The sequence below is a fragment of the Desulfotignum phosphitoxidans DSM 13687 genome, from assembly GCF_000350545.1.
GTDB lineage: Bacteria > Desulfobacterota > Desulfobacteria > Desulfobacterales > Desulfobacteraceae > Desulfotignum > Desulfotignum phosphitoxidans.
Genome location: NZ_APJX01000004.1, coordinates 408287 through 435193, shown reverse-complemented (window position 1 = coordinate 435193; position 26907 = coordinate 408287). Strand labels below are relative to the sequence as shown.

Sequence of the window (26907 nt, the reverse complement as noted above, 5' to 3'; positions counted from 1 at the left end):
TGTCACATATGAGGATAAGCCGGGGCACCTGCATCAGGGGCTCCGGCTCATCCATTCCAAATCAAAGGAGACAAAAATGAGTGACCTTCTTGACAACAAGGAAGAAGCACAAAAGGCTGTGGTTGAATGGCTGAGCAAAAAAGCCAAAACCAAATCCAAATTCTATATCAAGGACTTTTATAAAATTTTTCCGGATGACAAGCCCAGAATGATCAAAAAAGTCGTGAATAAAATGGTTGAAGACGGAATTCTTGAATTCTGGTCATCCGGTTCCACCACCATGTATGGTCTTAAGGGTGGCGGTATCCAGCATTCTTCCGAAGGTGAAAATTAATAACCCCATATTGTAAAGACGTAAAACCCATGCACGCAAGCAGTGACATTATTCCAGGCGTGGTGGTGGCAGGGCTCAGGGGTGGTTCGGGCAAAACCATCATCAGTTTGGGGATTGCCGCGGCATGGAAACGTAAACAAATAGCGGTTTCGCCTTTTAAAAAAGGCCCTGATTATATCGATGCCGGCTGGCTTTCCCTGGCAGCCGGCCGCCCCTGTTACAACCTGGACACATTTCTTTGTACCCCGCAGGTGGTCCGGGATTCTTATTTTTCACACGCCGTAAGTTCAGACATCGCCCTGGTGGAAGGCAACCGGGGATTATATGACGGGATTGATACGGATGGATCCACGTCCACAGCGGAGCTGGCAAAACTGCTGAACCTGCCCGTACTGCTGGTGCTGGATTGTACCAAAAGTACCCGGACCATGGCCGCACTGGTGATGGGGTGTCAGCAGTTTGATCCCGAAATCCGGATCATCGGTGTGATCCTCAATCAGGTGGCCGGCTCCCGGCACCGGAAAAAAGTGACTTCCAATATCCAGCAGTTCTGCGGGATCCCGGTATTTGGGGCGATTCCAAAACTTCAGTCCGAGGATTTTCCGGAACGGCATATGGGGCTGGTGACATCGGCCGAACATGGATCTTCAATTCAGGCCCTGGATGCGGTTCGAAATATGGCAATAGAGCACGTGAATCTGGATGACCTGTACCAGGCAGTGATCAAAGACTGTCGTGACGCGGCTTCGTTTAAAAAGACCCGCACCGCCGGCCCCGGATCTGCTATTTCAGCGCCCGTCAGCCGCTCTTTGGACCCGAAAGTGGTGGTCGGGGTGATCAGAGATTCCGCATTTCAGTTTTACTATCCCGACAATCTGGAGGCCCTGGAAAACGCAGGCGCCAAACTGGAGTTCATCAGTCCCTTGAACCAGGACCGGCTGCCTGACGTGGATGCATTGTATATGGGGGGCGGATTTCCGGAAACCCATGCCCCGCAGCTGGCGGAAAACCGGTCTTTCAGAGAGCATTTAAACGCATTGGCCCGGGATGGACTCCCCATTTACGCGGAATGCGGGGGCCTGATATTTTTAGGACAGAGCATTTGCCTGCATGGGCACGAATATGCGATGTCCGGAATTCTGCCCATCTGGTTCGGGCTGGCACTCAAACCCCAGGGTCACGGGTATACCCGGGTGAAAGTGGTGCACAAAAATCCGTTTTTCCCCGTGGGGGAGGTGCTCAAAGGCCACGAATTCCGGTATTCGAAAATTTTAAACATCAAGTACCAGGACCCGGACATGGCGTTTTTAATGGAACGGGGCAAAGGCATTGAGGACAAAAAAGATGGATTTCACAAATATAATACCTTTGGCACCTATACCCATATTCATGCTTTGGGATCCGTGTCCTGGGCCCCTTCTCTAATCAAACTGGCCAGAGCCTATCAATCGAGGTAACCTAATCCATGGAATTAATTGCGACCATACGTGATATGACCCGGTTTTCCGAAACCGTGCGACAAAAAGATCAGACCATTGCTTTTGTTCCCACCATGGGATTTTTGCATGAAGGGCATCTGGCGTTGATGGAAAAAGCGTTGACATGTGCCGATCACTTAGTGGTATCCATCTTTGTGAATCCGGCCCAGTTCGGTCCCAGTGAAGACTTTTCCACGTATCCCAGAGCTTTGGAACAGGATTTGGAAAAATGCCGGAAAATCGGGGTGTCTGCTGTGTTTACCCCGACGGACGAACAGATGTATCCACCGGGATTTGAGACATATGTCACCCTGGAAAATCTGCCCTTTCATCTGTGCGGGCTTTCCCGGCCCGGTTTTTTCAAAGGGGTGGCCACCGTGGTAACCAAACTGTTCAATATTGTCAGACCCCACACGGCCGTGTTCGGGGAAAAGGATTTTCAGCAGCTGACCGTGATCCGGCGGATGGTGACTGATTTGAATATGGGGATTGATATCGTGGGAGTACCCATTGTGCGGGAGCCGGATGGCCTGGCCATGAGCTCAAGAAACAAATACCTGACCCCGGCCCAGCGCCCCCATGCGCTGCTGCTGTCCCGGTGTCTGGAAACTGCGGAAAACGCAGTGAAAAACGGAGAGCGGGATGCCGGAAAAGTGCTGGATCTGGCCGGCGATATCCTGGCCACGGGTTCGGACATGCGTGTGGATTATCTGTCTTTGTGTGATCCTGAAACTCTGGAAGATGTGGCTTTGATTCAGAAAGAAACGCTGATGGCCATGGCCGTATGGGTGGGGAAAACCCGGTTGATCGATAACCGGGTGCTGACGTTTTGAGCCAATCGAACCGTTTGTGAGAATTTTAAAAGGCGGCCTTGTTTTCATAACAAGGCCGCCTTTATGTTTCAACTGATGGAATTCAGTTTTGCGGGCGGGTGTTTGCCTGAAGATCAGGCTTTTTCATGGCACTGGGTGCAGGAGGTCGGTGCCGGACCTTTCCGTCCTTTGGGATCCCCGGCATCGATATTGACTTGTTTGTGACATTCTCTGCAGTTGCCGTGCATGGCATTTTCATGAACCATGATGTCATTCCGGTTGTCTTTGTCTTTTTCAAAAATATTGTGGCACTCATAACAGGGATGCACCTCATCTCCCATTTTGAGGTCGGACAACGGCGTTCCCGTCTCATCATGATGACATTCGCCGCAGGAGATGTTGTAATCTTCCGTGTGTTTTTTATGGGTAAAGGTCACCAGTTTAAACTGAGGCGGCCCTTTTTTGCGGTTGACGTCATCATATCCGGGTGTTGAGATTTCAAAGGTGTCTTCCACTTCAGTGCCGGCCTGGATACCTGTTGCGGCAAAAATCGCAATGATAGCGGCTGTCAGTAGAAGCGTGATCGTTTTACTCTTCATAGCACGTTTTCTCCTTATTGGTTTCAATTTATAGTTTCCGGTGCTTGTTCCAAGCATCGGTCCGTTTCATATATGGGCTGATTTTAGACATAAGCCTGTGCCAAAGTCAATAAGAAATCCGGCGGGTTCATGTCTTTCAATCGTCAGTCGGCGTTTGTTTTTCTTCATCGGTTTCATCGGTTTCATCCGGGGTTCCGATGGGTTTTCTTCCGAAAATCCGGGCACCGATAATACTGATTTCATACAACACCATCAGCGGCAGAGCCATCATTATCTGAGTAATGACATCCGGCGGGGTGATCAGGGCGGCGCCGACAAAAAACAAAAGCAACGCGTATTTTCTGTTTTTTTTCAAAAAAGGCACTGTCACCAGCCCCATGCGTGCCATAAAGGTGAGAACCAGGGGCAGTTCAAACACGAACCCAAAAGCCAGCAGCATCTTGGATGCAAAGGACAGGTATTCTTTCATGGAGGGCATGGCCTGGATGGTATCCGTGGCAAATCCCAGAAAAAACTGAAACCCATAGGGAAATACAATGAAATATCCAAATGAAGACCCGAGCACGAAAAAAAACAGGGATAAAATGACCACGGGAAGCATATATTTTTTTTCAGTCCGGTACAGTCCGGGGGCTATAAACATCCAGAACTGATAGAACAATACGGGTGTGGCCAGAATGATACCGGCCAGCAGCGATACTTTAAGGTAGGTGAAAAACGCTTCCGGCAGTCCGGTGAAAATCATTTTGGCATTGCCGTTGGCTTCCATGGCTGTTACCAGAGGAGAGGTAAGGATCTGAAACAGTTTTTCCTTGAACGCATAAGCAATGGCAAATCCCACGCCCACGGCGATGAAAGACCGGACCAGCCGGTCCCGCAATTCTCCTAAATGTTCAGTAAACGGGCTTTTGGCATCAGATTCCATGGATTTTATCCGTTTGAGTTCTTTTTGTCAGCGGGTGTATCATCCTTTGTATTTTTTGATGAAGATGATGTGTCAGCATCCGTTGCCGGGTCCGGGACTTCAGAGGTGTCAGTATCTGTTCCCTGGGCGGCATCAGTGGTGTCTGGTTTTTTTCTGCTGGGTTTTTCCCGTTTGGAATCTTTGATCACATCTTTTAAATCCGTGGTGGAAGATTTGACATCCTGGAGAGTGGTATCCATGTCAATACTGCGTTTGAGATCCTGGGCAGAGCGCTTGAATTCTCCCATGGCCCGGCCTAAGGTTTTTGCCAGTTCAGGCAGTTTCTGAGGCCCGATCACGATCAGGGCAATGGCCAGAATCAACAGAATTTCAGGCATTCCAAGGCCAAACATAGTTTTCCCTCTCCTTAAATATTATAGATGCTGTTATAAATCACCTGGGTTTTACACTGAATGCCTGGACCCTGTCAACTGGAACCCGGACGGCTTTTCCCGGCGTAATTTCCCGGGGGCCTGGATCGCCGCCTCCGTCTGGATTTGGCTTTGGCTTTCGGGGGAGGCGATGTGTTTTTCTTTTTGGGTGCGGGCTTGGGCAATGGATTTTCCAGAATGTCGGATGGATATTCACAGGGCAGCTTATAGCCTAACACCGCTTCAATCAACGGAATCTGAAACGAACTCATTTCATCGGCAAACGAGATGGAGGTGCCTGTGGCACCGGCCCTGCCCGTTCTGCCGATCCGGTGAATATAATGCTCAGGCTCAAACGGCATATCATAGTTGATGACATGGCTGATGTTTTCAACATGCAGACCCCGGGCCGCCACATCCGTGGCCACCAGAATCCGGACGGTGCCTTTTTTGAACTGCTCCAGCACTTTGAACCGGTTGTTCTGGGAAACATCTCCGGAGAGCACTTTGCACTTCTGGCCGTACCGGTCCAGTTTGCTGCTCAAAAAAGTGGCCGTATCTTTTCGATTCACAAAGATAAGAACCCGCTCAATTGTTTCAGACGTCAACAGATTGTAAACGTGCTGAAATTTTTTATCTTCCGTGGTCAGGTATACTATCTGCCGGATACTGTCCGCCGCCGTCTGTTCCGGATCGATTTCAATCTGGACCCGGTTTTTGGTGGTCCATGAATCGGCCAGGCGTAAGACATCTTCGGTCAGGGTGGCGGAAAAGAAAAGGGTCTGCCGGTTGTTTTTGGGCGGGGTCATGTAAATGAGTCTGCGGACATCCGGAATAAATCCCATGTCCAGCATCCGGTCCGCTTCATCGATGACCATGATTTCCACTTTGGACAGCTGGATGATTTTTTGCCGGATAAAATCCAGAAGCCGCCCGGGCGTGGCCACAATCACATCCACTGAATTTTCTTGAAGGGTCTGCTGCTGCCGGGCGTATCCCGTGCCGCCGAAAACCGATAAAATATTGCACCCGGCGTATCTGGCCAGGCCCTGGAAATCTTTTTCTATCTGATGGACCAGTTCCCGGGTGGGCGCCAGAATCAAGGCCCTGGGAAATCCGGGTTTGTTTTTTACGGGTTTGTCCATAAATGCCTTGATGATGGCGATAATGAACGTGGCTGTTTTGCCGGTGCCGGTCTGGGCCTTGGCCGTGGCATCCTTGCCCGCCAGGGTATGGGGCAGCAGGGCGGCCTGGATATCGGTACAGTATTCAAATCCCAGATCTGCCACCGCATGCATGAGCGGTTCCGGCAGACCCAGGTCATGAAACCGGGTTTTGCCTTCCAGCGGGGAAACTTGAAACTGGTCCACAGACCATGAAGGTTTGGAAGCCGATTTTTGGGATTTCGGCGCTGTTCCGGTACTCTTTGGCGAGTGTTCCGGTGATTTTTTTGGACCCGTCGATTTCTCGGCAATGGGGTTCTTTTTTTCGGCAATGGGTTTCTTTTGACTCCGGGGATGGGGCATGTCTTCGGCATGAGGCCGGGGTCCGGGGTCAGGTGGGGTCGGCGAAGGTGCCGTCGGTTTTTTGAACCGTCGCTTGAGAAAATCGATGAAAGATTTCAATAGTGGACTCTGTGTTGGGGGTTAACAGTAAATGGAGGCGGCATCATCCACCTGCCACCAGAGGCAGCAGGTGGATGACCGCGTTGTCCGGAATCCGGGTTTCTTCAAACCGGGGACTGGAGACCAGTTTTCCGTTGAGACGGACCACGGAGCAGAACCGGACATCCGGCATCTGTTTCAGCAGATCCGCGATGGTCATGTCCGGTTTCCACTCAAATGGCTGGTCATTCACCTGTATCATAAAAACGGTTTGTGCCTTATTGAATCCCGTTTTCCGCCAGCACTTCCAGCACTTCCGGAAAATCGATGCCCAGGCGCTGAACCGTTTCCTTGGTGGGAATTCCGTTCCGGGTCCAGCCCCGACGGTCATAGACCGCATCTTTAAGCTGTTCATACTGGGATTCGCGTTCTTTTCTCAATGCCGCGACTTTGGCTGCCGTATCCATACCGGTGATATCCATGCTGTAGGTATTGGTCAGCTGTGTGTCGTAACGGTCTGAACGGCTTTCATATTCCTCCACAGTGACCGGCCCCATGGCCCGGTAGGGCAGGGTGTCATGTTCCCGGGTGCCGTATCCCATTTTCAGGTTGAAGATCCGCTGGAAATTGTACACGGCCTCGCTCATGGCGATGAGATCCTCAGGCGTGGTTTTTTTGCCGGTGACAGCCGAAAAGAAATCCGCGTACCATTGCACATGCTTCATCACTTTGGCCGGTTCTTCTGAGTCTTTGTTGTCTTCAGGCACGATATCGTTCCAGGGCAGCTTGCACAAGCCGCACAGTCCGAACCAGGTCCGGAACATGGGAAACCAGTGCAGGGCTTCGGCCTTGTTTTCAAAAGTGGGCATGAAATTGTGGACCATGTCCAGAAAGATCAGCCAGGCTTCATCATGCTGGGGGCCTTTGAGGGCCAGGCCGTAACCGCCCTGCTGGGCCAGACTTTCCTTGGTGATGTATTCGGAAAATTCCAGGCCCTTGGATTCCATACCAATATCCTGCATGAACGCGGGGTCGGCATTGAATTTTTCGGCAAAGATCTGTTTCATCTGCCGGATGCCTTTGCCCACAATGGCACCGAACCCTTCTCCTTTCGCCATCTGGTGAATCAGTTCCAGGGTGTTGAGCCGGTTGCCGAAACTGAAGTCCATCCCGCCCGTGTGTTCGGCAGTGATGAGCTGATTTTCGAAACATTCCATCACAAATCCGATGGAGGTTCCCACGGAAATGGTGTCCATCCCATAGGCATCACAATAAAAGTTGATTTCCAGGATGGTATGGGCATCAAAAATGCCTAAGTTGGAACCGCATCCGGCCACGGTTTCATATTCCGGGCCGTCCACAAACACTTTGGTGCCTTTGAAGGGGCCGGTGAACGGGGAAAAATCCTTGACCCCGTGGGCACAGGCCACGGCACACCCCCGCCAGCAACCGTCAAAGCCCTTGTCAAATATATGTTCATACACGGCTTCCCCGATAACGGCGGATTCCGGATGGGACCCGAATTTGAAATTATGGGTGGGCAGGCAGTCATGGTCGTTCATGATGGGAACCAGATGGGTGGTGCCCACCAGGGCCATGCGGTTCTGTTTGGGATCTAAGTCATGGATCTCTTTGGCATGGGTTTTGGTCACGATTTTCAACGCGTCCAGATCTGCAGGCTGATTGCTTTTCATGGAAACAGCCCCATATCGGGCCACCACGGCCTTGATTCTTTTGTCGGCCAGCACCGTGCCGGTACCGCCCCGGCCGGCCTGTTTGTAACGGACCCGTTTACGTCCGGAATCATACCAGGAAAAATTCAGGCATCCGAAAAATGTGTTTTCAGCACCGGGACCGGCGGTCACCACAGAGACGTTCACGGGTTTTTTTTCGTCAAAATACCGGGTCAGGGCATCGGACAGATCATAGGCATTGTCCGGCAGATCGGCGGCATTAAATATTTTGATCCGGCTTTCAATGCCGTCGATAAGAATGACGACGTCCTGATCGGCCTTGCCGGTTAACGTGATCACGTCGAATCCGGAAAATTTTTTGTAAGGACCGAAATAGCCGCCCACATTGGAATCAATGGGCGCGCCCGTTAAAGGGGAAATGGTGGTGACGATGCTTTTGCCGCCACCCGGATATCCCGGGGTTCCCCCTAAGGGACCCGCGGAGATGCACAGGGCATTCTCCGGATCATTCCATTTTGTGGTGCCTTTGACGGCCTGCCACATGAACCACAGATCATACCCTTTGCCGCCGATGAATTTGTCTTTTACGGCTGCATCAATTGAATCGATGCGGATGTCATTATCAGCCAGGTTGATGTGAAGGGACCGATCCGTGTATCCCTTGATCACTTCCGCCCGGTCATAGGAAACAGCTTTGATTTCATTTAATTTCACAGGACCCATATGTTTGCTCCTTGGATTTAATCCGTTTTTACAGATCTAAAGATTTTGGGGGCCGTGTCTGACTATGCGTATCAGATTCGCCCCCTCCCCAGTGGTACGCAATAAATATTTTAAAATATAATTCACATAGTTATCATACCATTGGCCGACATTCAAGCACATAACGCATGCCCGGGGCTGAATAATACCGGATTGGTTCATGGCGGGAGTTGCCGTAAAACCGCTGGATCAAAACACGCTGTTTGGTTGACTCTGGATTGCTAACCAGGTAAAAAAACTTGATTTTTATCTGATTGCCTGATAACAGATTCAGGAAAAATGATACATGAAAGGGTATTTGAATGCTTGTATTGGCCAATTTTCTGGAAGCAGTCGCTGTGGTGCTGGATTATGGATTAACGCTTTACATGTGGATCGTTATTGCCGGCGCGGTGTTGTCCTGGGTCAGCCCGGATCCTTACAACCCCATTGTCCGGTTCATCAATACCGCAACGGAACCGGTATTTTATCAGATCCGAAAAAGGTTGCCCGTCCATTTCGGAGGGATTGATATTTCACCGATCGTCGTACTGATGGGTATTATCTTTCTTCAGACCTTTGTGGTGAACACGCTGCATGGGCTGGCACGGTCCATGGTGTTGTAACCGTTTGATTTCAGATGGAAAGGATGGCTTTATGGGTATCACATCAATGGTGGTCAGGCAAAAGGAATTCAAAACCCGTTTCAGGGGATTTGATGTTCGGGAAGTGGATGGATTTCTGGAAGAAGTGGCCGTTCAGATGGAGTCCATGGACCGGGCCATTGAAAACCTGACGGAAGAAAAAAGACGGCTGGACCTGGAGAATCAGGGGTACCGCAAACGGGAAAACGCCATGAAAAACGCCATGATCCAATCCCAGAACGTATTGGATCAGATGAAGGACAACGCCAAAAAATCAGCCCAGGTCACCATTGCCAATGCCCAGGTGGAAGCGGAAAAAATTCTGAACCGGGCCCATAAACGGCTTTCTCAACTCCACAGTGATATCATGGAGCTCAAACGCCAGCGGATTCAACTGGAAATGCAGGTCAGTGCGGTCATTGAGTCTCATGCCAAATTACTGGAAATGAGCAAGAAAGAAAACAAGGCGGCCGATGAGACCGATGCCACGCTCAAATTTATCAACCGGGCGTGATTTTGCGAAACAACGTTTTTAGCGGCAGATTCCAAACACCCAATTATTAAAAAAGGGCACACATGGCTCAAATAGATGCGTTTTTCAAATTGATGCATGATCAGGGCGCGTCCGATCTGCACCTGTCATCGGGACAGCAGCCGGCGCTTCGGCTTAACGGGGATATTGAACGGATCAAGTATGACCGGCTGACATCGGATAAACTGCGGGCCATGCTGTATGAAATCACCTCCCAGGAGAAAATCAAAGTCTTTGAAGAGACCGGGGATGTGGATTTCGGGTATGAGATTCCGGGCCTGGCCCGGTACCGGGCCAATTATTTCATGCAGAAGAACGGGCTTTCCGCCGTATTTCGTGAAATTCCCTCCGATATTCTGACCGCGGAGCAGCTGGGGCTGCCTTCGGTGATCTCAAAACTGGCGGATCTGCCCCGGGGACTGGTGCTGGTCACCGGCCCCACGGGATCCGGTAAATCCACCACCCTGGCCGCCATTATCGACCAGGCCAACCGATCCAGAAAAGATCATATTATCACGGTGGAAGATCCCATCGAGTTTGTTCACAAAAGCCAGAACTGCATTGTGAACCACCGGGAGGTGGGGACCCATACCGATACCTTTTCCGCCGCCTTGAGAGGGGCCCTGCGGGAGGACCCGGATATTATCCTGGTGGGGGAACTGCGGGATCTGGAAACCATTTCTCTGGCCATTGAAGCGGCTTCCACAGGTCACTTGGTGTTCGGCACCCTGCATACATCCAGTGCGGCGAAGACCGTGGACCGGATCATTGAAGTATTTCCTTCCTCGGAACAGGCCCAGATCCGCTCCACCCTGTCCGATGGGCTCAGGGCCGTGGTGGCCCAGGTTTTGTTCAAACGCATTGACAAAAAAGGGCGGTGTGCGGCCCTGGAGATTCTGGTGGCCACCCCGGCAGTGCGAAATCTCATCCGGGAATCCAAAACCCATCAGATTCCTTCCATGATCCAGACGGGAAAACAATACGGCATGCAGCTGCTGGACGACTCCATCATGACATTGTACAAAAAAGGGTGGATCAGCCCGGATGAAGCCTACAGCAAAGCGAACAACAAAAGTATTTTCCGCCCCTTCCTCAAAAAACCGCCCACGGATTTTACCGAAGCCTGATGGGCGAACATTGACAGGAGAATCATGAAAAAGCAGCAGGTCGATCAGATTTTATCCAGAATGCTGACAGCCCACCCCAATGTGTCCGATCTGAACCTGACACCGGGAAAGCCGCTTCAGGTGGAAAGTTCAGGCAAATTGACACGGGTGCAAATGGATCCGGACTTTGAGCGGTTGACCCCCTTCCAGACGGAAATCATCGCGTTGAACCTGATCCACAATGATCGGAAACTGACCGAAACCCTTCTGAGGGAAGGGTCCTGCGATCTGTCCTACCAGCTGGGCACCCAGGCCAGATTCCGGGTGAACATCTTTTCACGGTCCGGCAAGTATGCCATTGTGCTGCGGAAACTGGAAACCCAAATTCCCACCATTGAAGATCTGAATCTGCCGGCCCCTTTTTTCAAGATGTCAGAAGAAAAAAACGGGATCATTTTTGTGACCGGCGGCACGGGTTCCGGAAAATCCACCTCTCTGGCGGCCTTGCTGGACCGGATCAACGACACCCAGGCCGTGCATGTGATCACCCTGGAAGACCCCATTGAATACCAGCATCCCCAGAAACAGTCCACGTTCAATCAACGGGAACTGGGCATGGATTTCGACACGTTCGCCTCAGGGCTTCGGGCCGCCCTGCGCCAGGCCCCCAAAGTGATTCTGGTGGGAGAAATGCGGGACCGGGAAACCGTGGAGATCGGACTGTCTGCCGCGGAAACCGGCCATCTGGTATTGTCCACCCTGCATACTGTGGATGCCGGACAGACCATCAACCGGATTCTGGGTATGTTTTCCTCCCAGGAGGAAAAACAGATCCGTGTCCGCCTGGCCGACACGGTCAGATGGGTGGTGGCCCAGCGGCTGCTGCCCAAAACCGGTGGCGGCCGGGTGGCGGCGTTTGAAATCATGGCCAGCAACCTGCGGGTAAGAGATACCATTCTCAACGGGGAATCCGAAGGCAAAACCTACAATGAGATCATCATGGCCGGCAAACCCCAGGGGATGGTGACCTTTGACGAGTATATCGTGTCCCTTTTCCGGGAGGGCAAAATTGATGAATCCGTTGCCATGGCCTATGCCTCCAGAAAAGACATGGTGGGCCGGGGGCTGGACAGCATCAAAAGCGCCCGGGGGGAATCCACCACCCAGATCGACTCGCTGGAAATTGACCGGGGCTACAAAGGGGGTCCTGAATCATGAACATACAGTGCAAAAATTGTCATTCCCAGTTCAACATTCCGGACCACAAAATCCCCAAAGACAGGGATGCCGTCCTCAATTGTCCGAAATGCAAGGAAAAAATTATTATCCCGGCCCAAAAAAGCGGGACCGGCACCCCTGCCGGGTCTGGTTCCGGACTCCGGCCGGAAACCGCGGTTCAGAATCAGCCCAGAGCCCTGATTCTGGCTTTGGAAGGACCGTTTCTGCAACCGGCGAAGACTGCGGCCGGGCAATTGGGATATACTGTGGAAACAGCGCCGAACAAGGATGAAGCCATTAAAAAAATGGCCTATCATGTGTATCCGCTGGTCATGCTGGAAGACCGGTTCGATCCGGATGGCGACATTGTTTCAGTGCACATGAACACCCTGGACATGTCCGTGCGGCGATCGATCTGTCTGGTGCTGATGGGCAGTTCCTATACAACCGGCGATCCCATGACGGCATTGCATGCCAGTGTCAACGGGGTGATCGGCCCGGACCAACTGTCACAGATGCCCGGGGTTCTGTCCCAGATGATCCAGGCCCATACCGATTTTTACCGGGTGTACATGGATTCCATGAAAGCAGCGGGCAAGGCCTGATATCTTTTATGACGATAGAATGGTATGAATCCGTTGGAATCCGGGAACGGTTGAAACGGACGGTTTCCTTTTTAAACATCAGCGTGATGATTTTGTCCGTGATGCTGATATTTTCCGAATATCGGTTTGGGTGGGGGGAGCAGGTTCTGGGCCGGTTTCTGGCCGCCATCAATCAAACCCGGCCTGAAAAGGGCGCGGTGTGGGAGCTGGGCCGGGACACCCTGACGGCCCACGAAACCGTGAGCCAGCTGATCGACCGGAAAAGCGATACCAAAGCGTTCGCCCACCGTGCCGATTCTTTTTCCGGTATTGTCCATCATCTGTTGCCCGGAGAATGGGTCACGCTGGACAAGTCGCATTTCAAAGACCTGTATCGGACCCTGCCGTTAACCCATGCCAGGCAGATCCTGGAGCCGGCCCGTCTCATTTGGCTGCTCAACGGGGATGTCACGGACCGCATTTTTTGTGAAGGCCTGAAAAACGGGATAAAGATCTATTTCATCACCACGGAAAACCGGGTGATCCACCAGATTGAACTCACACAGGATACCCTGACGGCCATCACGGAAAAAAAATATCTGAAACACGGCACGCTGGAGTCATTTGATGAATTTTCAGGCCGCATTTATCCGGTAAACCGGTTTTTTGATGCCGTATTTAAGCTGCCTCCGGAAATGATTCCGGACCTGTTGCCGGATACGGGTCTGCTGCTGGATCAGGAAGGCGTCATTTCCCGGGTGGGGATCTGGAACGAAGCCCAAGACGGATTCATTCGGCTGGGCTTTGAATTCCGCCACCTGAACGGGGTCCGGGTGCTGTTTGTCAATGCCAGGGAGTGGACCGTATGGCAGCTGGGCCTGATCCTCAAAGGGGCCCATTCATGAAAGGCATTTCTTCCGGCATATGGAAGGCGGCGCGCCTGGTCTTTTTTACAGGTCTCATGCTGGTTTGTACGGGTATTTTTGGGGTCACCCTCCTGATACTGTATACGGCCTCGGATCTGCCCCGGTTGCCGGAAGATCTGAGCCGGATCATTGAAACCCCCCAGAGCCTTGTGTACAATGCCTCCGGCCAGGTGGTGCTGCGTCTGGGCGAGCGGGAAAGCGTTCCTTTGAACCGGGTGTCTCCTGATTTCATCAATGCCATTGTGGCCACGGAAGACCACCGGTTTTTTCAGCATCACGGCATCAACAAGCTTCGAACGGCAAAGGCTTTGTATGTCACCCTGTTTGAACCCGGCCGGGTGGAGGGGGCCTCCACCATTACCCAGCAGCTGGCCAAAAATCTGTTTTTTTCCTTTGAACAGTCGTTTTCCAGAAAATTCAGGGAGCTTTTGGTATCGTTTCAGATCGAGGTCACCCATTCCAAGGCGGAAATCCTGGAAGTCTATATCAATCAGATTCATTTCGGTGCCGGTGCCCAGGGCATTGAAAAAGCGGCGGACACGTTTTTCGGAAAATCAGCCCGGGATTTGACCCTGTCCGAGGCAGCGCTTTTGGCAGGCCTGCCCAAATCCCCCACGGCCTATAACCCGTTTCGTCATATGGACCGGGCCCTGAAACGAAGACAATTGGTGTTGCAGCGCATGAAGGACACGGGGTATATCTCTGAAGATCAGGCGGCCCTGGCGGCATCGGACATACCGGAACTCAACCGGGAGAAAAAAGATGCCCGAAGCGGGAGTTATTTTCTGGATGCACTGGTCAAGTCGCTGATCGATGTCTATGGCGAAAATGTGGTGTACAACGGCGGCATCCGTGTCTATGCCACCCTGGATCCCCGGCTCCAGGACCTGGCAAAGCTCTCGTTGCGGCAGGGCCTGGATCGGCTGGATCAGGAAATGGGCATTTCAGGTGAAAAACCGTCCCGGCCCCAGGGGGCACTGGTGGCCATTGAACCGGCCACGGGTGCCGTGCGGGCCATGGTGGGGGGGCGTGATTATTTTGACAGTGAATTCAACCGGGCCACCCATGCCCGGCGTCAGGCCGGTAGCGGATTTAAACCGTTTGTCTATTATGCGGCATTTGAAAAAGACGGGCTGCACCCGGGCACCCTGATGACCGATCAATCCGTGACCATTCCCGTGACAGGAGCCCCGGACTGGCAGCCGCGAAATTTTGAACGCAGATTTCAGGGAAATATGGTGTTGAAAACCGCACTGACCCGGTCCGTGAATACCGTTGCGGCCCAGCTGGTTCAACGCACCGGGCCGGATGCCGTGATTGATACGGCCAGAAGATGCGGCATCAACAGCCCGATGCAGGATGTCTTTTCCATTGCCCTGGGCACTGCCGATGTCACGCCGCTGGAAATGACGGCCGCATTTTCCGTGTTTGCCAACTCAGGGATCCGGCATGATCCGTTTTTGTTCTGGCGGGTGGAGGACGCCTTTGGCCGGGTTCTGTTCGAACACATTGTTCAGGACCAGCCCGTGCTGGACCCGGCCATCGCCTACCAGGTGGTGGATATGATGAAAGCAGTGGTGGACACCGGTTCCGGCCGAAGGGTCCGGGACCATGGGTTCACCCGGTCCTGTGCCGGAAAAACAGGCACTTCCAACAATTTCATGGATGCCTGGTTTACCGGATTCACCCCGACCTTATGCACTTCCGTATGGGTCGGATTTGACAAGCGGGACCCGCTGCGGGACAAAAACGGGGCCGGAATTACCGGCGGCAGGGGCGCGGCCCCGATTTGGGCCCGGTTCATGCAACAGGCACTGGCGGATGAACCGGAAAGGAATTTTCCGGTGCCAAGGGAGATCCGGTTTGAAAAAATAGATCCGGATACGGGGTGTCCCATGGATTCCCGGGATTCCCGCCCCGGAATTATTGTGGCTGTGAAACGAGGACAGGTTCTTTGTGGAGAAACCGTTCGGTGATCCCATGGTTGAGAAATATCAGTATCCGGCTCTGGCTGACCCTGATGGTGGCAGTGCCGGCTTGTTTTTATTTTTTGCCCTGGTTCAGTCAATTGAGTTCCCGTCCGTGGCAGGCGGGGTTTTTTATCGGTTTGACCGGTGTCTGTTTCGGTGTGATCAGTGCTTTGATGCATCTGGCCGGCGTCCGGATGATTCAAAAACGGATTCATGAGGCAAAAGTGTGGGAACAGGCCGGTATTCCGGCCCGGGCTGAAAAAAAATACCTTCAGGCGGTCCGGATCTATGATTCGTTTTTACCGTCTCCGGTCCGATCAAAAAAATTGACATTATTGATGACCCGGTCTCTGGCCCGGTTTGCACTGACATTTGACAGAAAATCCGATGCTTTCAGGCAGGCGGTCTGGGTATATCTGTCATTGGAACCCCATGATGATGCATTGGCGGCCCTGTGGCTGGAACAGCTGGCAAAAGATGACGAGGTGACAACCAGAGACCAGGCCCTGCTGACCCGTCTGGCTCAGACGCATCACAGAAATTCCGGATTGGTGCCGCTGCTGGCCCGGGTTTTTCTGGACACCGGGCGAATGGATTTCATTGCCAGACAAGTGTATGCAAAGGTGATGGAAGATCCTGATTTAAAGATCGATTTTCAGCAGGATATTCAAAGGCTGACAGGCACCCCGTTCCGGAAAAAGGCGGTCTATTCCGATGAGGCGATCCGGGAAGCATCCGGAAAACAAGCCATTTCAGGAAAAACAATCAGGCCATCCGTGCCTGTTGCCGGGATCCTGGAAAAAATCCGGCAGGCAGGGCGAAACCTGCGTTACCGCGTTGCCGGGGCCGGGTGGGCAGCGATTCCTTTTATAAACCCGCATGATGGGTCCGGCCGCCCCATTCAGGCCCGGTGGCGGTTTTATCTGAAAGCCGGCATCATAGGGGCGTTGTGCGCAGGAGCGCTCATGTTCATCTTTTATCCGGTGTTTTTTGTTGACGAGCCGGAACCCGTGGAAAAAACCAAAACCGTGATTGAAGAACGTGTGCCAAAACCCTTTACCATTCAGGTGGCGGCATACTTGAAAGAGAACCATGCCAGACAGTTTGTGGTGAATTTGACGCAAAAGGGTGTGGATGCAAGGATAAAAACAACCACGGGCGGCGGCAACACCTGGTATCTGATCCAGGTGTCTGAATTTGAAGACAGGCAAATGGCGGCTGCATACGGCAACCATTTGATATCAGAAAATATTATTGAAGAGTTTTTTGTGAGTAACAAAGACTGAAAAGGAGTGTCACCATGATCGTTGTTTCCAATGTCACCTATCCCCCGGAAAGCACCAAAGAGATTGCCAAACGGTACCTGACCGCCCCGCCTCTGCCGGATTTCATCACCAAAAAAGGCCCTTACATCTCGGCCAGCAAACGCACGGGCATGCATTCTTTGACCTATTATGAACTGGATAACAGCCGGCTGGCAGAAGGATTGCAGGCCATCGGGGACAGCCTGGCCATTTATTTCGGTGTGCCGGGATATCAGTATGAGATCAAACCTTATTTTGAACTTGAAGAGGGGTTGAGCATCCTGGGGCTGTAAGTCGGAACCATTTAGACAAACAGGCTTAAATTGGGAACAGACAGGGTTTTGGGGCAGGGAACAAACAGGTCGTCAATGCGCTGTTTCATCTCTTCCATGGTTTTGGCCTGGTTGATTTGTTTCAGCAGAAACAGGGAGAACTTGAAATTGGCGCAGAAATAGGGGGCGAATTTCTTGAACAGCTTCAGGTTGAAAGGGGCTGGATAGTGATGGTCCAGCAGGTCGAGCAGGTGCCGGGCCGTGGTGTGATAGATCGCTTCATCCACTTGCGCAGCATTCGTCCACCGGGCGAAAATCCAGGGTTGCGCCACAGCCATGCGGCCCAGTGACAGGCCCTGACATTTGGTTTGTGTCAGCATACGTATCCCATCTTCCATGGTGAAAACATTGCCGTTGCCAAAGACGGGGATGGCCACGGCCTGGTTCACCCTAGTGATGGCATCCCATCGGGGCGGCCGGTTGCGGCGGTCCGGCGCCACCCGGGGGTGAAAGGTCAAAGCATCAGCCCCGGCATGTTCAAACCGTGAGGCCATGTCTGCGGCAAATTGCGGGTCATCCGCCCATCCCGTGCGGAATTTGACAAACACGGGAATGTCCACGGCCTGTCTGACGGCCGCCACAATGCGGACCGCCTGGTCCGGGGTTTTCAGCAATGCGGCCCCGCACCCTTTTTTACAGATGGCCGCCACGGAACACCCGAAATTCAGGTCCACCCCGAAAAAGCCCTCTTTTTCGATGCGCCGGGCGGCCCGGGCCATGTCGTCCGGATCGGATCCAAAGATCTGGCACACCGTGAAGGGCAGTTCCCGGGTGCGCCAGCGAAACACCATGGATATGGCCGGGTTTTCATGGGGAACGGCTTTGGCCGAACACATGCCCGTGAACAGCAGTGCGCACCCCCCCTGTTCTGCAATCAGTTCCCGGAACGCCACATGTCCGATGCCGGCCATAGGGGCCAGAACCATGCGGCCGTTGATGGTTTTGTCGCCGATGGCCAGCGGGGTTTTCAGGTATCGGGCCAGATCGGATGGGGTCATTGTCTGTTAAATTCCATGGTTTCGGGTCGATAAAGATGCGCAAGAACATAGTGACCGTGGGTGAAAATGTCAATCCCGGTGGATGAAATGACCTGTGCCGGACGGCCTGCTGCTGATCGGCCCGGGCCTTTCTTGTGAATCCGGGTGAATTCCGATGGTTACGCGTCTGCTGAACATCCTGATTTTAATTAGCATTCTATTATAATCAATTAAGGTTGACTTTCATTAGGTGATCCCACTATAGATAGAGATTGTGAAAACAATGGGTCAACCAGGTGTAAAAAAGGGAGGATCAGAATGAAAATATTGAAAATCGATCATCTGGGCATTGCCGTCAACAGCATTGACGGCCGGAAAAATTTCTGGACACACGGGCTGGGGCTTTCTTTGGAAGGCAAGGAAACCGTTGAAGAACAGAAAGTGACCACCGCATTTCTGCCCGTGGGGGAAAGCGAGGTGGAGCTCCTGGAATCCACAGCCCCGGACGGGCCCATTGCCAAATACATCGAGAAAAAAGGCGAAGGCATCCAGCATGTGGCGTTTCAGGTGGAAAATATCGAAGAGGCCCTGGCCGAACTCAAGGAAAAAGGGATTCAGCTGATCGATCAAACCCCCAGAAAAGGGGCCGGCGGTGCCAAAATCGCGTTTCTGCACCCCAAGGCCACGGCCGGGGTGCTGGTGGAGTTGTGTGAACGGTAACAAAGAAAATAACCAACCCCTGACATAACCTGTGACAGACAAATCTGGAGGATAACCATGTCTCATCCGTCTGATATTCAAAAATGGGAAGCGCTGGCCGAAAAGGAACTGCGGGGAAAACCGCTGTCGTCTCTGACTAAAAAAACACCCGAAGGGATCGACATCAAACCCTTGTACACGGATCTGGACACCCAAGACCTGGCATGTGCCGGCACCCTGCCGGGATTCGATCCCTTTGTCCGGGGACCCAAAGCCACCATGTATGCAGGAAGGCCCTGGACCATCCGCCAGTATGCCGGGTTTTCCACGGCAAAGGAATCCAACGAATTTTACCGCAAAAACCTGGCCGCCGGCCAGAAAGGGCTGTCCGTGGCCTTTGACCTGGCCACCCACCGGGGCTATGATTCGGATCATCCCAGAGTGGCAGGCGATGTGGGCAAAGCCGGCGTGGCCATCGATTCCGTGGAAGACATGAAAATTTTGTTCGATCAGATCCCTTTGGACCAAATGTCCGTGTCCATGACCATGAACGGGGCCGTGCTGCCGATTCTGGCCGGGTATATCGTGGCGGCCGAAGAGCAGGGGGTCAGCCATGAGCAGCTCACGGGCACCATTCAAAACGACATTCTCAAGGAATATCTGACCCGCAACACCTATATCTATCCCCCGGAACCGTCCATGCGGATCATTTCCGACATCATCGGGTTCTGTTCGGATCATATGCCCAAATTCAACACCATCAGTATTTCCGGGTACCACATCATGGAAGCCGGGGCCGATTCCGTGCTCCAGACCGCCTTTACCCTGGCCGACGGGCTGGAATATGTCAAGGCGGCCCTGGCCACGGGCCTGGATATCGACAAGTTTGCCCCCAGGCTGTCTTTTTTCTTCGGTATCGGCATGAATTTTTTCATGGACATTGCCATGCTCAGAGCGGCCCGGTTTTTGTGGGCCGAGCTGATGAGTCAGTTCAATCCCAAAAACCCCAAATCCAAGATGCTGCGGACCCACTGCCAGACATCGGGGTGGAGCCTGACCCAGCAGGATCCTTACAACAACATTGTCCGCACCACCCTGGAGTGCCTGTCCGCCGTGCTGGGCGGCACCCAGAGCCTGCACACCAACTCCTTTGACGAAGCCGTGGGCCTGCCCACGGAACTCTCTGCCCGGATTTCCCGCAACACCCAGATCATTGTTCAGGAGGAATCCCATATCTGTGATGTGGTGGATCCTCTGGGCGGGTCCTATTATGTGGAAACCCTGACCCAGAACATCATCGACGAGGTCCGAAAGATCCTGCAAGAGATCGAGGACCTGGGCGGCATGGCCAAAGCCATCGAGTCAGGCATGCCCAAGATGCGCATCGAAGAGGTGGCGGCAAAGCGCCAGGCCCGCATCGACCAGGGCAAGGATGTGATTGTGGGCGTCAACAAATACCGGGTGGACGATGAAACCCCGATCCCGGTGAGAGAAGTGTCTGAAGAGGTGCGCAACGAACAGGTGGCCCGCCTGGAACAGACCCGGAAAACCCGGGACGGCGAGGCTGTGAAAAAAGCCCTGGATGAGATCACAGCGGCGTGTGAAACCGGGGGCAACCTTTTGGCCGCCTGCCTGCCCGCCGTCCGGGCCAGAGCCACGGTGGGGGAGATCTCCGATGCCATGGAAAAGGTGTTCACCCGGTTTGTGGCCACCACCCAGTGTATTTCCGGGGTGTATGCCCAGAACACGGACCCGGAGATTCTGGCATCGCTGCGCAAACGCACGGCGGATTTCGAGAAAAAAACCGGCCGGCGGCCCAGAATTTTGTTGTCCAAAATGGGCCAGGACGGCCATGACCGGGGCGTCAAGGTGATTGCCACGGCATATGCGGATTTCGGGTTTGACGTGGATTTAGGCCCCATGTTCCAGACCCCGGAGGAAGCCGCCAAAATGGCCGTGGAAAACGATGTCCATGTGGTGGGGGTGTCCAGCCTGGCCGCCGGCCATAAAACCCTGGTGCCCCAGGTGATCGATGAACTGGAAAAACAGGGAGCGTCCGACATCCAGGTGGTGGTGGGCGGTATTATCCCGCCCGGGGATTATGCGTTTTTGAAAACGGCCGGCGCGGCCGGCATTTTCGGGCCCGGTACCGTGGTGACCGATTCCGCCAACCAGATTTTGAATATCCTGGGGGCGTAAAAAATGCCGGAAATGGATCTGGAAACCCTGATTCAGGGGGTCAAAGACCGGAACCGGCGCATGATCGCCAAAACCATGACCCTGATCGAAAGTAGGGTGCCGGCCCACCAGGAGATGGCGGCAAAGATCATGGAGCAGATTCTGCCCATGGCCGGCAACAGCACCCGGTTGGGCGTCACGGGTGTGCCCGGGGTGGGCAAGAGCACGTTTATTGAAAATTTAGGGGTCTATCTGGCGGATGCCGGCCACCAGGTGGCCGTGCTGGCCGTGGACCCCTCCAGCCGGCGCAGCGGTGGATCCATTCTGGGGGACAAGACCCGGATGGAAAAACTGGCCGTCCACGCCAACGCCTTTATCCGGCCGTCCCCTGCCGGCGAGACCTTAGGGGGTGTGGCCGCCAAAACCCGGGAGACCATGCTGGTGTGCGAGGCGGCCGGTTTTGATGTGATCCTGGTGGAAACCGTGGGCGTGGGCCAGTCTGAAACGGCCGTGGCCGCCATGGTGGATTTTTTCCTGGTGCTCATGATCGCCGGGGCCGGGGATGAGCTCCAGGGTATCAAAAAAGGGGTCCTGGAACTGGCGGACGGCATTGCCATCAACAAGGCGGACGGGGACAACCAGGACCGGGTGGCCCGGGCCAAAAAAGACCTGGAAAACGCCATGCACCTGATCCTGCCGGCAACCGCCTCCTGGCAGACCCCGGTGATGACCTGCTCGTCCGTTGAAAAAAACGGCACCGTGCCCGTATGGGAAAAAGTGCGGGCACATCAGGACATTGTCAAGCGGTCCGGGGAGTTTGACCAGCGCCGCAAAAGTCAGGCTCTGGAGTGGATGTGGACCCTGGTGGAAGACGGGTTGAAAAGACGTTTTCATAACCACGAAGCCATCTGTAGGCAAATTCCGGTGCTTTCCCAGCAGGTCCGGGATGAGAAGATCACTCCTTCGGCTGCGGCTGAGAAACTTCTCTCATATTGGTAAAGATGTTTGAGAATGTCGTCCGCATGCATACCCAATAAATTTATGGTCAAGAATTGTCCGTCAAGAAGCTCTCCAATGCCTGAGAGAAATTTAGGATCACATGAATTTGTATTATTGCGAAAACGTCCTCTTCCCTCGGTTGAGTAGATTTCGCAGCAACCCTGGAAGTTGATCGGCTGTTTTCGCAAATTGAACCAGTTTGCCGTATTCGGATTTTAGAAGGGTCTGGTTTTCCTCGCTGCAGTTCACACCAATGGTTAAAAGTAAGACTCTGTTCTCTTTGCAAAGATTGATAGCCTCTTGAACAGGACAACCCCAATTGGAGGCACCATCCGTAATGTGGATGAAAATCGGTTTTTTATTTTTGCTTTTGATTCTTTGGACCAGGGTCTTGAGAATTTCACCGGACGCGGTTTTCCCATGGGGCTGGATGGTATAAAATTTTCCTTTTTTGTAAAGTTCTGTCAGCAGACAACGGTCACGGACTTCATTATAGGCAAAAAGACTTGCTTTTTTATTGAATTTTTCGATGGCCAGAAACAGGGTCTGAAATATCTCCTGGGTATGTTCCCATTTGTTGGTCGCTGCCATTGATCCGGTGGCGTCAATGATGAGAGTGATATCATTGAGCAGATTGAATTCATTTTTTTTGATATTGAATATCGTCCCTGATGTGTGTGCCCGGTAAAGTCTCCGTCGATCAATACTACCGCTGGTAAGTCCCCGGTTGTAAATGTTTTCCCGGACCGCCACGGCCTTGAACACCGAGGCCAGGTCCTGAAGCAGTTTTTTGTTTACATAATTGTCGGCTGGCAGCACGATATGATTTTCTTCCACGGCAACTGCTGAGCTGTCAATCATCTGTTCTTTTAGAATGTCTTTGATGGGAGAAATTTCTTTTTTGACAACTTTTCCCAATTTTTCGGAAAAAATCAGTTCCGGCAGGGTCAAGGATTTTTTTATCCCTTTCAGATGCTGGGCTTCCTGTTTTCTGGCCTGCAAAAATACATCAGAATTATCAATGGGCCAGAATTTGATATAGGCGAACAGTTCTTCCCAGGTTGACAAGTACAGTTTGGACCGGAAATCGCATCGTTCCGAGACCCCGTTGATTTTCGGACATTCTTGAATCAGGGCCGGGACCATATTGTTTAATATCCGGATCGGTTTTTTGTAAAATTTTTCAAGACTAGATTGTCCCATCAATCTCCGGGCCGAGGTGTCGGTATATTCTTCCAGATACCGGGCCTCCCTCCTTTGCGCAGCAATGTCCCACCATATGGCAAACAGTTCAGCCAGAGAAGGAGGATGGGAAGTGACATCCAGTGCATCCTGAATTTTTTTCTTCCTCGATTTTTCAGTATATACACTCAATATTGTCTGGTTTGAAAGATTGTCAAAATATACGCTTTCGCATGTTTTAAAATACAATTCGAATTTGTACATATAGCGGAAAGACAGGTTCAATCTTGATTTTGCGAGCTTAAGTGCATAATCGCTCATTTCAATATTTTTATAGGCCAGATGAATTGCCTGTCCCACCAGTTTGTCTGTTTCTGAGGCTGGTACCGGATATTTGCCAAGCACAGGGTTCGGGTCTATGATGATTTCACTTTCAATGGTGTCTTTCCATGACACTGTCCCGGCATTACGTCCGACATGGGATACGACTTTTCTGAGAGAAACCAGAAGTTTCGCAAGTTCAAGGGTTTCCACTGGTGATTTGTCTCTTCGCCAGAACTCTGAATATCCATCCTCCTCAGCAATTTTGAAACACTGTGGGCTTTCCCTGTTTTTTTTAGAACTTTCGGTATTCATAACTGTCTTTTTCTAAATATCCATGTTTGACATGCAGGGATAGCAAAATGGATTCCAGAGTTTCCTTGCTGGTCTGCAGACACGTGGTCAAAGCTTCTTTGAGTGTGGCTCCCACCGCAACCATTTCTCCGATCATGAGAACGGTCCGGGTTGAAACCTCCACCGAAAGTTCAAAATCACTCCTCAAGGTGTTGACCGCGTCAATAATGGTATCTGCCTGTTCGACACCGACATGGGTTTTATTGATTAGCACTTCTTTTTCAACGTCATTAGGAAGGAAGTCCATCAGAATGACATGAAATCTGTCGCGAAGAGCTGGGTCAAGGAGTTCTGTACCGACAAAATCATCTCCTTCGTTCAAGGTGGCGAAAAAGATCACTCCGGGCGCAACTTTCAGCAAACCCAGCTCATCCATCCAGACCTGTCGGTCATCGGACAGAATTGAAAAAAGCATATTCAGCGCCTTGGGGTTTTCGGGCCGGTTGATTTCTTCAAGATGAATAATGCAGTTGGGGGTTTGAAGGGCCATTGGGAACAGAAATTGTTTATAACGGGTTTCACCATTTTCCAGGGTATATTCGCCAAAAAGCTGTCCAGGTTCTGAAAGGATGCCTACCTGAAACGTGGCCAGAGGTTTTTTATGCACAGCTGCAAATTGTCTGACAATAGAAGATTTTCCGCATCCTTGCCGTCCTGCGACAAGGATATTCACTGGGTGTTTTTCAGAAATTTTGTGGAGTCTGTCCAAGAGGTTCAGTGTATTGCTGTCCGCATAAAAAAAAGGATCATTTTCAGGAACTGTCAGGGTGGCATTTGTTTTATCGTTCAATTCATCACCTATGTATTGAAGTTGATTGAAAGTGATCGGGTTTCAAAGTCATTATTTTGCAAGGTACAATAGACCATATCACTTTGTGAGAACTGTATCGGTCTGATTTAATGAAGACTTGTCTGAGATGTGGTCTTCAACCCAGGCGATCCACATTTTCACATCAAGGCCGTAGGACGTCAGTATGGTTTGAGCGATTTTCGCTTTTTCTTCAGGATAACTTTCTCCAATGGGAAACGGGTAGTCAATGCCTACAAGGCGATAGGACTGACCTGCAAACGGATGAGCCGGCAACAGATAAACCGTTTTTAGACCCAGTGATTGGATGTATTTTCCGGTTGCCTGAAGATTTTCTTCAGAATCATTCACTCCAGGAAGGAGCGGTACACGTATGTATGTGGTAAGATCATTCCGGGATATAATTTTTTCAAGGTTCTCTAAAATCAGATCGTTTGAGACACCGGTAAAATTAATGTGTTTTTTGCGGTCAAGGTGTTTAAGATCGTACAGGACATAATCTGTATAATCCAGAATTTTTTCCAGAATGGGCCAGGATTGATATCCGCTGGTATCCAAAGCGGTGTTGATCTTTTTTTCCTTTGCCGCCTTCAGCAAGGCCATGGTGAATTCCGGTTGGGCCGTAGGTTCTCCTCCGGAAAGGGTCAGGCCGCCGCCCGACTCATTGTAAAATAAAATGTCTTTTTCAACTTCATCCATAACTTCGTCCACGGTCATGAATTTTCCACTGACGACCAAGGCATCGAAATCACAGACTTCAACACATTGGAAACAGTTCAGACATTTTTCTTTGTTGATGGTAATGATTTTTGAACCGATTTTTCCTTTCCAGCCTTTTTGATCGGGATATGTCGGTGCTTTTCGGGTTTCGGTCATGGCATCGGCCGGACATATTGTTCTGCAATTCCCGCAGTTGATGCAGTTGGGCCAGAAATGAAACACTTCAGGAAAGTGTCTTACTCCTTCCGGATTGTGGCACCACTTGCAGTTCAGCCGGCAGCCTTTCAGAAACACCGTGGTTCGAATGCCCGGTCCGTCATTGGAGGCAAATTTCTGTATATTGGTGAGGATGCCCATTTGCTGTTTCATTTTCATTGTACTCCGATCAACCCGCCGATGGTTGTCTGCCAGGGCCCGCCCTTCCTTATGATGTCTTTATAATCTTCTATCTCTTTTCTAAAAATATTGGGAAAAGTATCAAAATAACCTTTTCTGCCGATATTTCCGAATTTTTTAGCCGCAAAATTGTGAAACGGGAGAAGATCTATGCCGCAGATGTTTTTACCCAAGGTTCTGGCAAATGTGACAATGTCTTTGGGATATTGAATATCCCAGAAATTCACCGAATGGATAATGGGTAGTCTGAGGCGCATCGGGATACCAGTCTGGGACATTTTTTTGGCATTTTCCAGAATCAGCTGGTTGGATACGCCGGTCCATTTTTTGTGTTTCTGATCGTCCAGGGATTTGATATCCAGCATTATCAGGTCTACATATTTAAGAATGGGTTGACTGGAATTCCAGTTGGCAAATCCACAGGTATCCAGGACGGTGTTTAATCCTTCTTTTTTGGCTCGCTTTAGCAACGCCAAGGTCATATCCGGATGCATGAGGGGTTCTCCGCCCGAAACCGTGAACCCGCCTCCGGAAGACTTATAAAAGATGTCGTCTTTCAAAACGTCGTCGAAGATGTCTTCTACGCTTTTCAAGGTGCTGACGAAAGTCAAGGCATCATGGGTGCAAACATCCACACAGACCATGCATCGTGTGCATTTTTCGCGGTCGATACGAGGGGGATCAATTGCTTCGATTTCCTTTTCAACGGAAAAAGCGGGGGGAGGATGATGTCCCCGAAGGCTTGTGGGAATGGACCCATCCCCATCCCCGAATCGGACACTCTGGACAGGATTTTCCACATATTGAATCCGGGGTGGAATAATGACATTTTCCGGGCAATGCTCAGCACAGTCACCACATTTTACGCATTTGTCCTCGTGATAGAAAAATTCCTGAAAGGTATGGATGTTTTCCGGATTGTGGCACCATGCGCAATTCAATGGACAGCCTTTTAAAAAAACAGTAGTCCGGATGCCGGGGCCATCATTGACAGAAAAATGTTGTATATGTGTAACCAGATGTTTTATATCGGAGTCACTAATTGTCATGATTGTCCACC

At 51.7% G+C, this 26907-nt stretch carries 26 protein-coding genes; 15 read left to right on the top strand and 11 right to left on the bottom strand.

What is annotated here, in order from left to right:
- Positions 1–76: 76 nt before the first annotated feature.
- From DPO_RS11690 to panC, 3 genes are read left to right on the top strand one after another with little or no spacing between them, the layout of a single operon-like run.
- Positions 77–334: a dissimilatory sulfite reductase D family protein gene (locus tag DPO_RS11690; protein WP_006966153.1), complete on the top strand. Its 258-nt coding sequence runs from the start codon at positions 77–79 to the stop codon at positions 332–334.
- Positions 335–363: 29 nt separating this feature from the next.
- Entirely contained in the window at positions 364–1791 is a 1428-nt protein-coding gene (locus tag DPO_RS11685) for a cobyrinate a,c-diamide synthase (protein WP_006966152.1), read from the top strand.
- Positions 1792–1799: 8 nt separating this feature from the next.
- The gene (gene panC, locus DPO_RS11680; protein WP_006966151.1) at positions 1800–2645 is read left to right on the top strand and encodes a pantoate--beta-alanine ligase; all 846 of its coding nucleotides are present in this window, start codon (positions 1800–1802) and stop codon (positions 2643–2645) included.
- Positions 2646–2758: 113 nt separating this feature from the next.
- Here panC and DPO_RS11675 read toward each other — a convergent pair whose 3' ends face one another.
- The 6 genes from DPO_RS11675 to DPO_RS11650 all read right to left on the bottom strand — a co-directional run bounded on the left by DPO_RS11675 (position 2759) and on the right by DPO_RS11650 (position 8579).
- Entirely contained in the window at positions 2759–3223 is a 465-nt protein-coding gene (locus DPO_RS11675) for a cytochrome c3 family protein (RefSeq protein WP_006966150.1), read from the bottom strand.
- A gap of 136 nt (positions 3224–3359) precedes the next feature.
- Complete coding sequence (gene tatC / locus DPO_RS11670; RefSeq protein ID WP_006966149.1) at positions 3360–4148, bottom strand: twin-arginine translocase subunit TatC; 789 nt, start codon at positions 4146–4148, stop codon at positions 3360–3362.
- A 5-nt stretch (positions 4149–4153) separates the two neighbouring features.
- Entirely contained in the window at positions 4154–4540 is a 387-nt protein-coding gene (tatB, locus tag DPO_RS11665; RefSeq protein WP_006966148.1) for a Sec-independent protein translocase protein TatB, read from the bottom strand.
- A 74-nt stretch (positions 4541–4614) separates the two neighbouring features.
- Entirely contained in the window at positions 4615–6183 is a 1569-nt protein-coding gene (locus DPO_RS11660) for a DEAD/DEAH box helicase (RefSeq protein ID WP_006966147.1), read from the bottom strand.
- Between the two features lie 43 nt (positions 6184–6226).
- Positions 6227–6424: a sulfur carrier protein ThiS gene (thiS, locus tag DPO_RS11655; protein ID WP_006966146.1), complete on the bottom strand. Its 198-nt coding sequence runs from the start codon at positions 6422–6424 to the stop codon at positions 6227–6229.
- A 16-nt stretch (positions 6425–6440) separates the two neighbouring features.
- Positions 6441–8579 carry an aldehyde ferredoxin oxidoreductase family protein gene (locus tag DPO_RS11650; RefSeq protein ID WP_006966145.1) on the bottom strand — a complete coding sequence of 713 codons (2139 nt, stop codon included), beginning with the start codon at positions 8577–8579 and terminating at the stop codon, positions 6441–6443.
- Between the two features lie 341 nt (positions 8580–8920).
- Between DPO_RS11650 and DPO_RS11645 the strand changes: the two genes are divergently transcribed.
- The 9 genes from DPO_RS11645 (at position 8921) to DPO_RS11605 (ending at position 17174) form a co-directional block, all read left to right on the top strand.
- A complete protein-coding gene (locus tag DPO_RS11645; RefSeq protein WP_006966143.1) occupies positions 8921–9223 on the top strand; it encodes a YggT family protein in 303 nt (100 codons plus the stop codon).
- Between the two features lie 31 nt (positions 9224–9254).
- Positions 9255–9755 carry a DivIVA domain-containing protein gene (locus DPO_RS11640; protein ID WP_006966141.1) on the top strand — a complete coding sequence of 167 codons (501 nt, stop codon included), beginning with the start codon at positions 9255–9257 and terminating at the stop codon, positions 9753–9755.
- A gap of 62 nt (positions 9756–9817) precedes the next feature.
- On the top strand, positions 9818–10900 hold the full coding sequence (locus DPO_RS11635) for a type IV pilus twitching motility protein PilT (protein WP_006966139.1): 1083 nt from the start codon (positions 9818–9820) through the stop codon (positions 10898–10900).
- A 24-nt stretch (positions 10901–10924) separates the two neighbouring features.
- On the top strand, positions 10925–12097 hold the full coding sequence (locus DPO_RS11630) for a type IV pilus twitching motility protein PilT (protein WP_006966137.1): 1173 nt from the start codon (positions 10925–10927) through the stop codon (positions 12095–12097).
- On the top strand, positions 12094–12702 hold the full coding sequence (locus DPO_RS23930; protein ID WP_006966135.1) for a zinc-ribbon domain-containing protein: 609 nt from the start codon (positions 12094–12096) through the stop codon (positions 12700–12702). The genes DPO_RS11630 and DPO_RS23930 overlap by 4 nt, the downstream gene beginning before the upstream one ends.
- 8 nt (positions 12703–12710) lie before the next feature.
- On the top strand, positions 12711–13586 hold the full coding sequence (locus DPO_RS11620; RefSeq protein WP_006966133.1) for a hypothetical protein: 876 nt from the start codon (positions 12711–12713) through the stop codon (positions 13584–13586).
- Positions 13583–15583 (top strand): transglycosylase domain-containing protein, encoded by a 2001-nt coding sequence (locus DPO_RS11615; RefSeq protein WP_006966130.1) that lies wholly within the window; start codon positions 13583–13585, stop codon positions 15581–15583. The genes DPO_RS11620 and DPO_RS11615 overlap by 4 nt, the downstream gene beginning before the upstream one ends.
- Positions 15580–16863 carry an SPOR domain-containing protein gene (locus tag DPO_RS11610; RefSeq protein WP_006966128.1) on the top strand — a complete coding sequence of 428 codons (1284 nt, stop codon included), beginning with the start codon at positions 15580–15582 and terminating at the stop codon, positions 16861–16863. Before DPO_RS11615 ends, DPO_RS11610 begins: the two co-directional genes overlap by 4 nt.
- Before the next feature lie 14 nt (positions 16864–16877).
- Positions 16878–17174 (top strand): hypothetical protein, encoded by a 297-nt coding sequence (locus tag DPO_RS11605; RefSeq protein WP_006966126.1) that lies wholly within the window; start codon positions 16878–16880, stop codon positions 17172–17174.
- A gap of 11 nt (positions 17175–17185) precedes the next feature.
- Here the strand turns inward: DPO_RS11605 and DPO_RS11600 are convergent, their stop codons facing one another.
- On the bottom strand, positions 17186–18211 hold the full coding sequence (locus tag DPO_RS11600; protein ID WP_006966123.1) for a tRNA dihydrouridine synthase: 1026 nt from the start codon (positions 18209–18211) through the stop codon (positions 17186–17188).
- A 297-nt stretch (positions 18212–18508) separates the two neighbouring features.
- On the opposite strand from DPO_RS11600, the gene mce reads away from it, so the two are divergent.
- The 3 genes from mce to meaB are packed head-to-tail and all read left to right on the top strand — an operon-like array spanning position 18509 to position 22066.
- Positions 18509–18910 carry a methylmalonyl-CoA epimerase gene (gene mce, locus DPO_RS11595; RefSeq protein ID WP_006966121.1) on the top strand — a complete coding sequence of 134 codons (402 nt, stop codon included), beginning with the start codon at positions 18509–18511 and terminating at the stop codon, positions 18908–18910.
- 57 nt (positions 18911–18967) lie between these two features.
- Positions 18968–21088, top strand: coding sequence for a methylmalonyl-CoA mutase (gene scpA / locus DPO_RS11590; protein WP_006966119.1), 2121 nt, complete (start codon positions 18968–18970; stop codon positions 21086–21088).
- Between the two features lie 3 nt (positions 21089–21091).
- Positions 21092–22066, top strand: coding sequence for a methylmalonyl Co-A mutase-associated GTPase MeaB (gene meaB, locus DPO_RS11585; protein WP_006966117.1), 975 nt, complete (start codon positions 21092–21094; stop codon positions 22064–22066).
- Between the two features lie 111 nt (positions 22067–22177).
- Here the strand turns inward: meaB and DPO_RS11580 are convergent, their stop codons facing one another.
- From DPO_RS11580 to DPO_RS11565, 4 genes are all read right to left on the bottom strand, one after another.
- A complete protein-coding gene (locus tag DPO_RS11580; RefSeq protein ID WP_236609951.1) occupies positions 22178–23782 on the bottom strand; it encodes a vWA domain-containing protein in 1605 nt (534 codons plus the stop codon).
- Between the two features lie 82 nt (positions 23783–23864).
- Positions 23865–24713 (bottom strand): AAA family ATPase, encoded by an 849-nt coding sequence (locus DPO_RS11575; RefSeq protein ID WP_006966113.1) that lies wholly within the window; start codon positions 24711–24713, stop codon positions 23865–23867.
- A 78-nt stretch (positions 24714–24791) separates the two neighbouring features.
- On the bottom strand, positions 24792–25820 hold the full coding sequence (locus DPO_RS11570; protein WP_006966111.1) for a glycyl-radical enzyme activating protein: 1029 nt from the start codon (positions 25818–25820) through the stop codon (positions 24792–24794).
- Positions 25821–25822: 2 nt separating this feature from the next.
- Complete coding sequence (locus DPO_RS11565; RefSeq protein WP_006966109.1) at positions 25823–26896, bottom strand: glycyl-radical enzyme activating protein; 1074 nt, start codon at positions 26894–26896, stop codon at positions 25823–25825.
- Between the last annotated feature and the right edge of the window lie 11 nt (positions 26897–26907).

What these genes read in the sequence shown, in the direction of transcription:
- DPO_RS11690 (WP_006966153.1), top strand. Translation starts at nt 77, where the DNA reads ATGAGTGACCTTCTTGACAACAAGGAAGAAGCACAAAAGGCTGTGGTT.
- DPO_RS11685 (WP_006966152.1), top strand. Translation starts at nt 364, where the DNA reads ATGCACGCAAGCAGTGACATTATTCCAGGCGTGGTGGTGGCAGGGCTC.
- panC (WP_006966151.1), top strand. Translation starts at nt 1,800, where the DNA reads ATGGAATTAATTGCGACCATACGTGATATGACCCGGTTTTCCGAAACC.
- DPO_RS11675 (WP_006966150.1), bottom strand. Translation starts at nt 3,223, where the DNA reads ATGAAGAGTAAAACGATCACGCTTCTACTGACAGCCGCTATCATTGCG.
- tatC (WP_006966149.1), bottom strand. Translation starts at nt 4,148, where the DNA reads ATGGAATCTGATGCCAAAAGCCCGTTTACTGAACATTTAGGAGAATTG.
- tatB (WP_006966148.1), bottom strand. Translation starts at nt 4,540, where the DNA reads ATGTTTGGCCTTGGAATGCCTGAAATTCTGTTGATTCTGGCCATTGCC.
- thiS (WP_006966146.1), bottom strand. Translation starts at nt 6,424, where the DNA reads ATGATACAGGTGAATGACCAGCCATTTGAGTGGAAACCGGACATGACC.
- DPO_RS11650 (WP_006966145.1), bottom strand. Translation starts at nt 8,579, where the DNA reads ATGGGTCCTGTGAAATTAAATGAAATCAAAGCTGTTTCCTATGACCGG.
- DPO_RS11645 (WP_006966143.1), top strand. Translation starts at nt 8,921, where the DNA reads ATGCTTGTATTGGCCAATTTTCTGGAAGCAGTCGCTGTGGTGCTGGAT.
- DPO_RS11640 (WP_006966141.1), top strand. Translation starts at nt 9,255, where the DNA reads ATGGGTATCACATCAATGGTGGTCAGGCAAAAGGAATTCAAAACCCGT.
- DPO_RS11635 (WP_006966139.1), top strand. Translation starts at nt 9,818, where the DNA reads ATGGCTCAAATAGATGCGTTTTTCAAATTGATGCATGATCAGGGCGCG.
- DPO_RS11630 (WP_006966137.1), top strand. Translation starts at nt 10,925, where the DNA reads ATGAAAAAGCAGCAGGTCGATCAGATTTTATCCAGAATGCTGACAGCC.
- DPO_RS23930 (WP_006966135.1), top strand. Translation starts at nt 12,094, where the DNA reads ATGAACATACAGTGCAAAAATTGTCATTCCCAGTTCAACATTCCGGAC.
- DPO_RS11620 (WP_006966133.1), top strand. Translation starts at nt 12,711, where the DNA reads ATGACGATAGAATGGTATGAATCCGTTGGAATCCGGGAACGGTTGAAA.
- DPO_RS11615 (WP_006966130.1), top strand. Translation starts at nt 13,583, where the DNA reads ATGAAAGGCATTTCTTCCGGCATATGGAAGGCGGCGCGCCTGGTCTTT.
- DPO_RS11605 (WP_006966126.1), top strand. Translation starts at nt 16,878, where the DNA reads ATGATCGTTGTTTCCAATGTCACCTATCCCCCGGAAAGCACCAAAGAG.
- DPO_RS11600 (WP_006966123.1), bottom strand. Translation starts at nt 18,211, where the DNA reads ATGACCCCATCCGATCTGGCCCGATACCTGAAAACCCCGCTGGCCATC.
- mce (WP_006966121.1), top strand. Translation starts at nt 18,509, where the DNA reads ATGAAAATATTGAAAATCGATCATCTGGGCATTGCCGTCAACAGCATT.
- scpA (WP_006966119.1), top strand. Translation starts at nt 18,968, where the DNA reads ATGTCTCATCCGTCTGATATTCAAAAATGGGAAGCGCTGGCCGAAAAG.
- meaB (WP_006966117.1), top strand. Translation starts at nt 21,092, where the DNA reads ATGCCGGAAATGGATCTGGAAACCCTGATTCAGGGGGTCAAAGACCGG.
- DPO_RS11570 (WP_006966111.1), bottom strand. Translation starts at nt 25,820, where the DNA reads ATGAAACAGCAAATGGGCATCCTCACCAATATACAGAAATTTGCCTCC.
- DPO_RS11565 (WP_006966109.1), bottom strand. Translation starts at nt 26,896, where the DNA reads ATGACAATTAGTGACTCCGATATAAAACATCTGGTTACACATATACAA.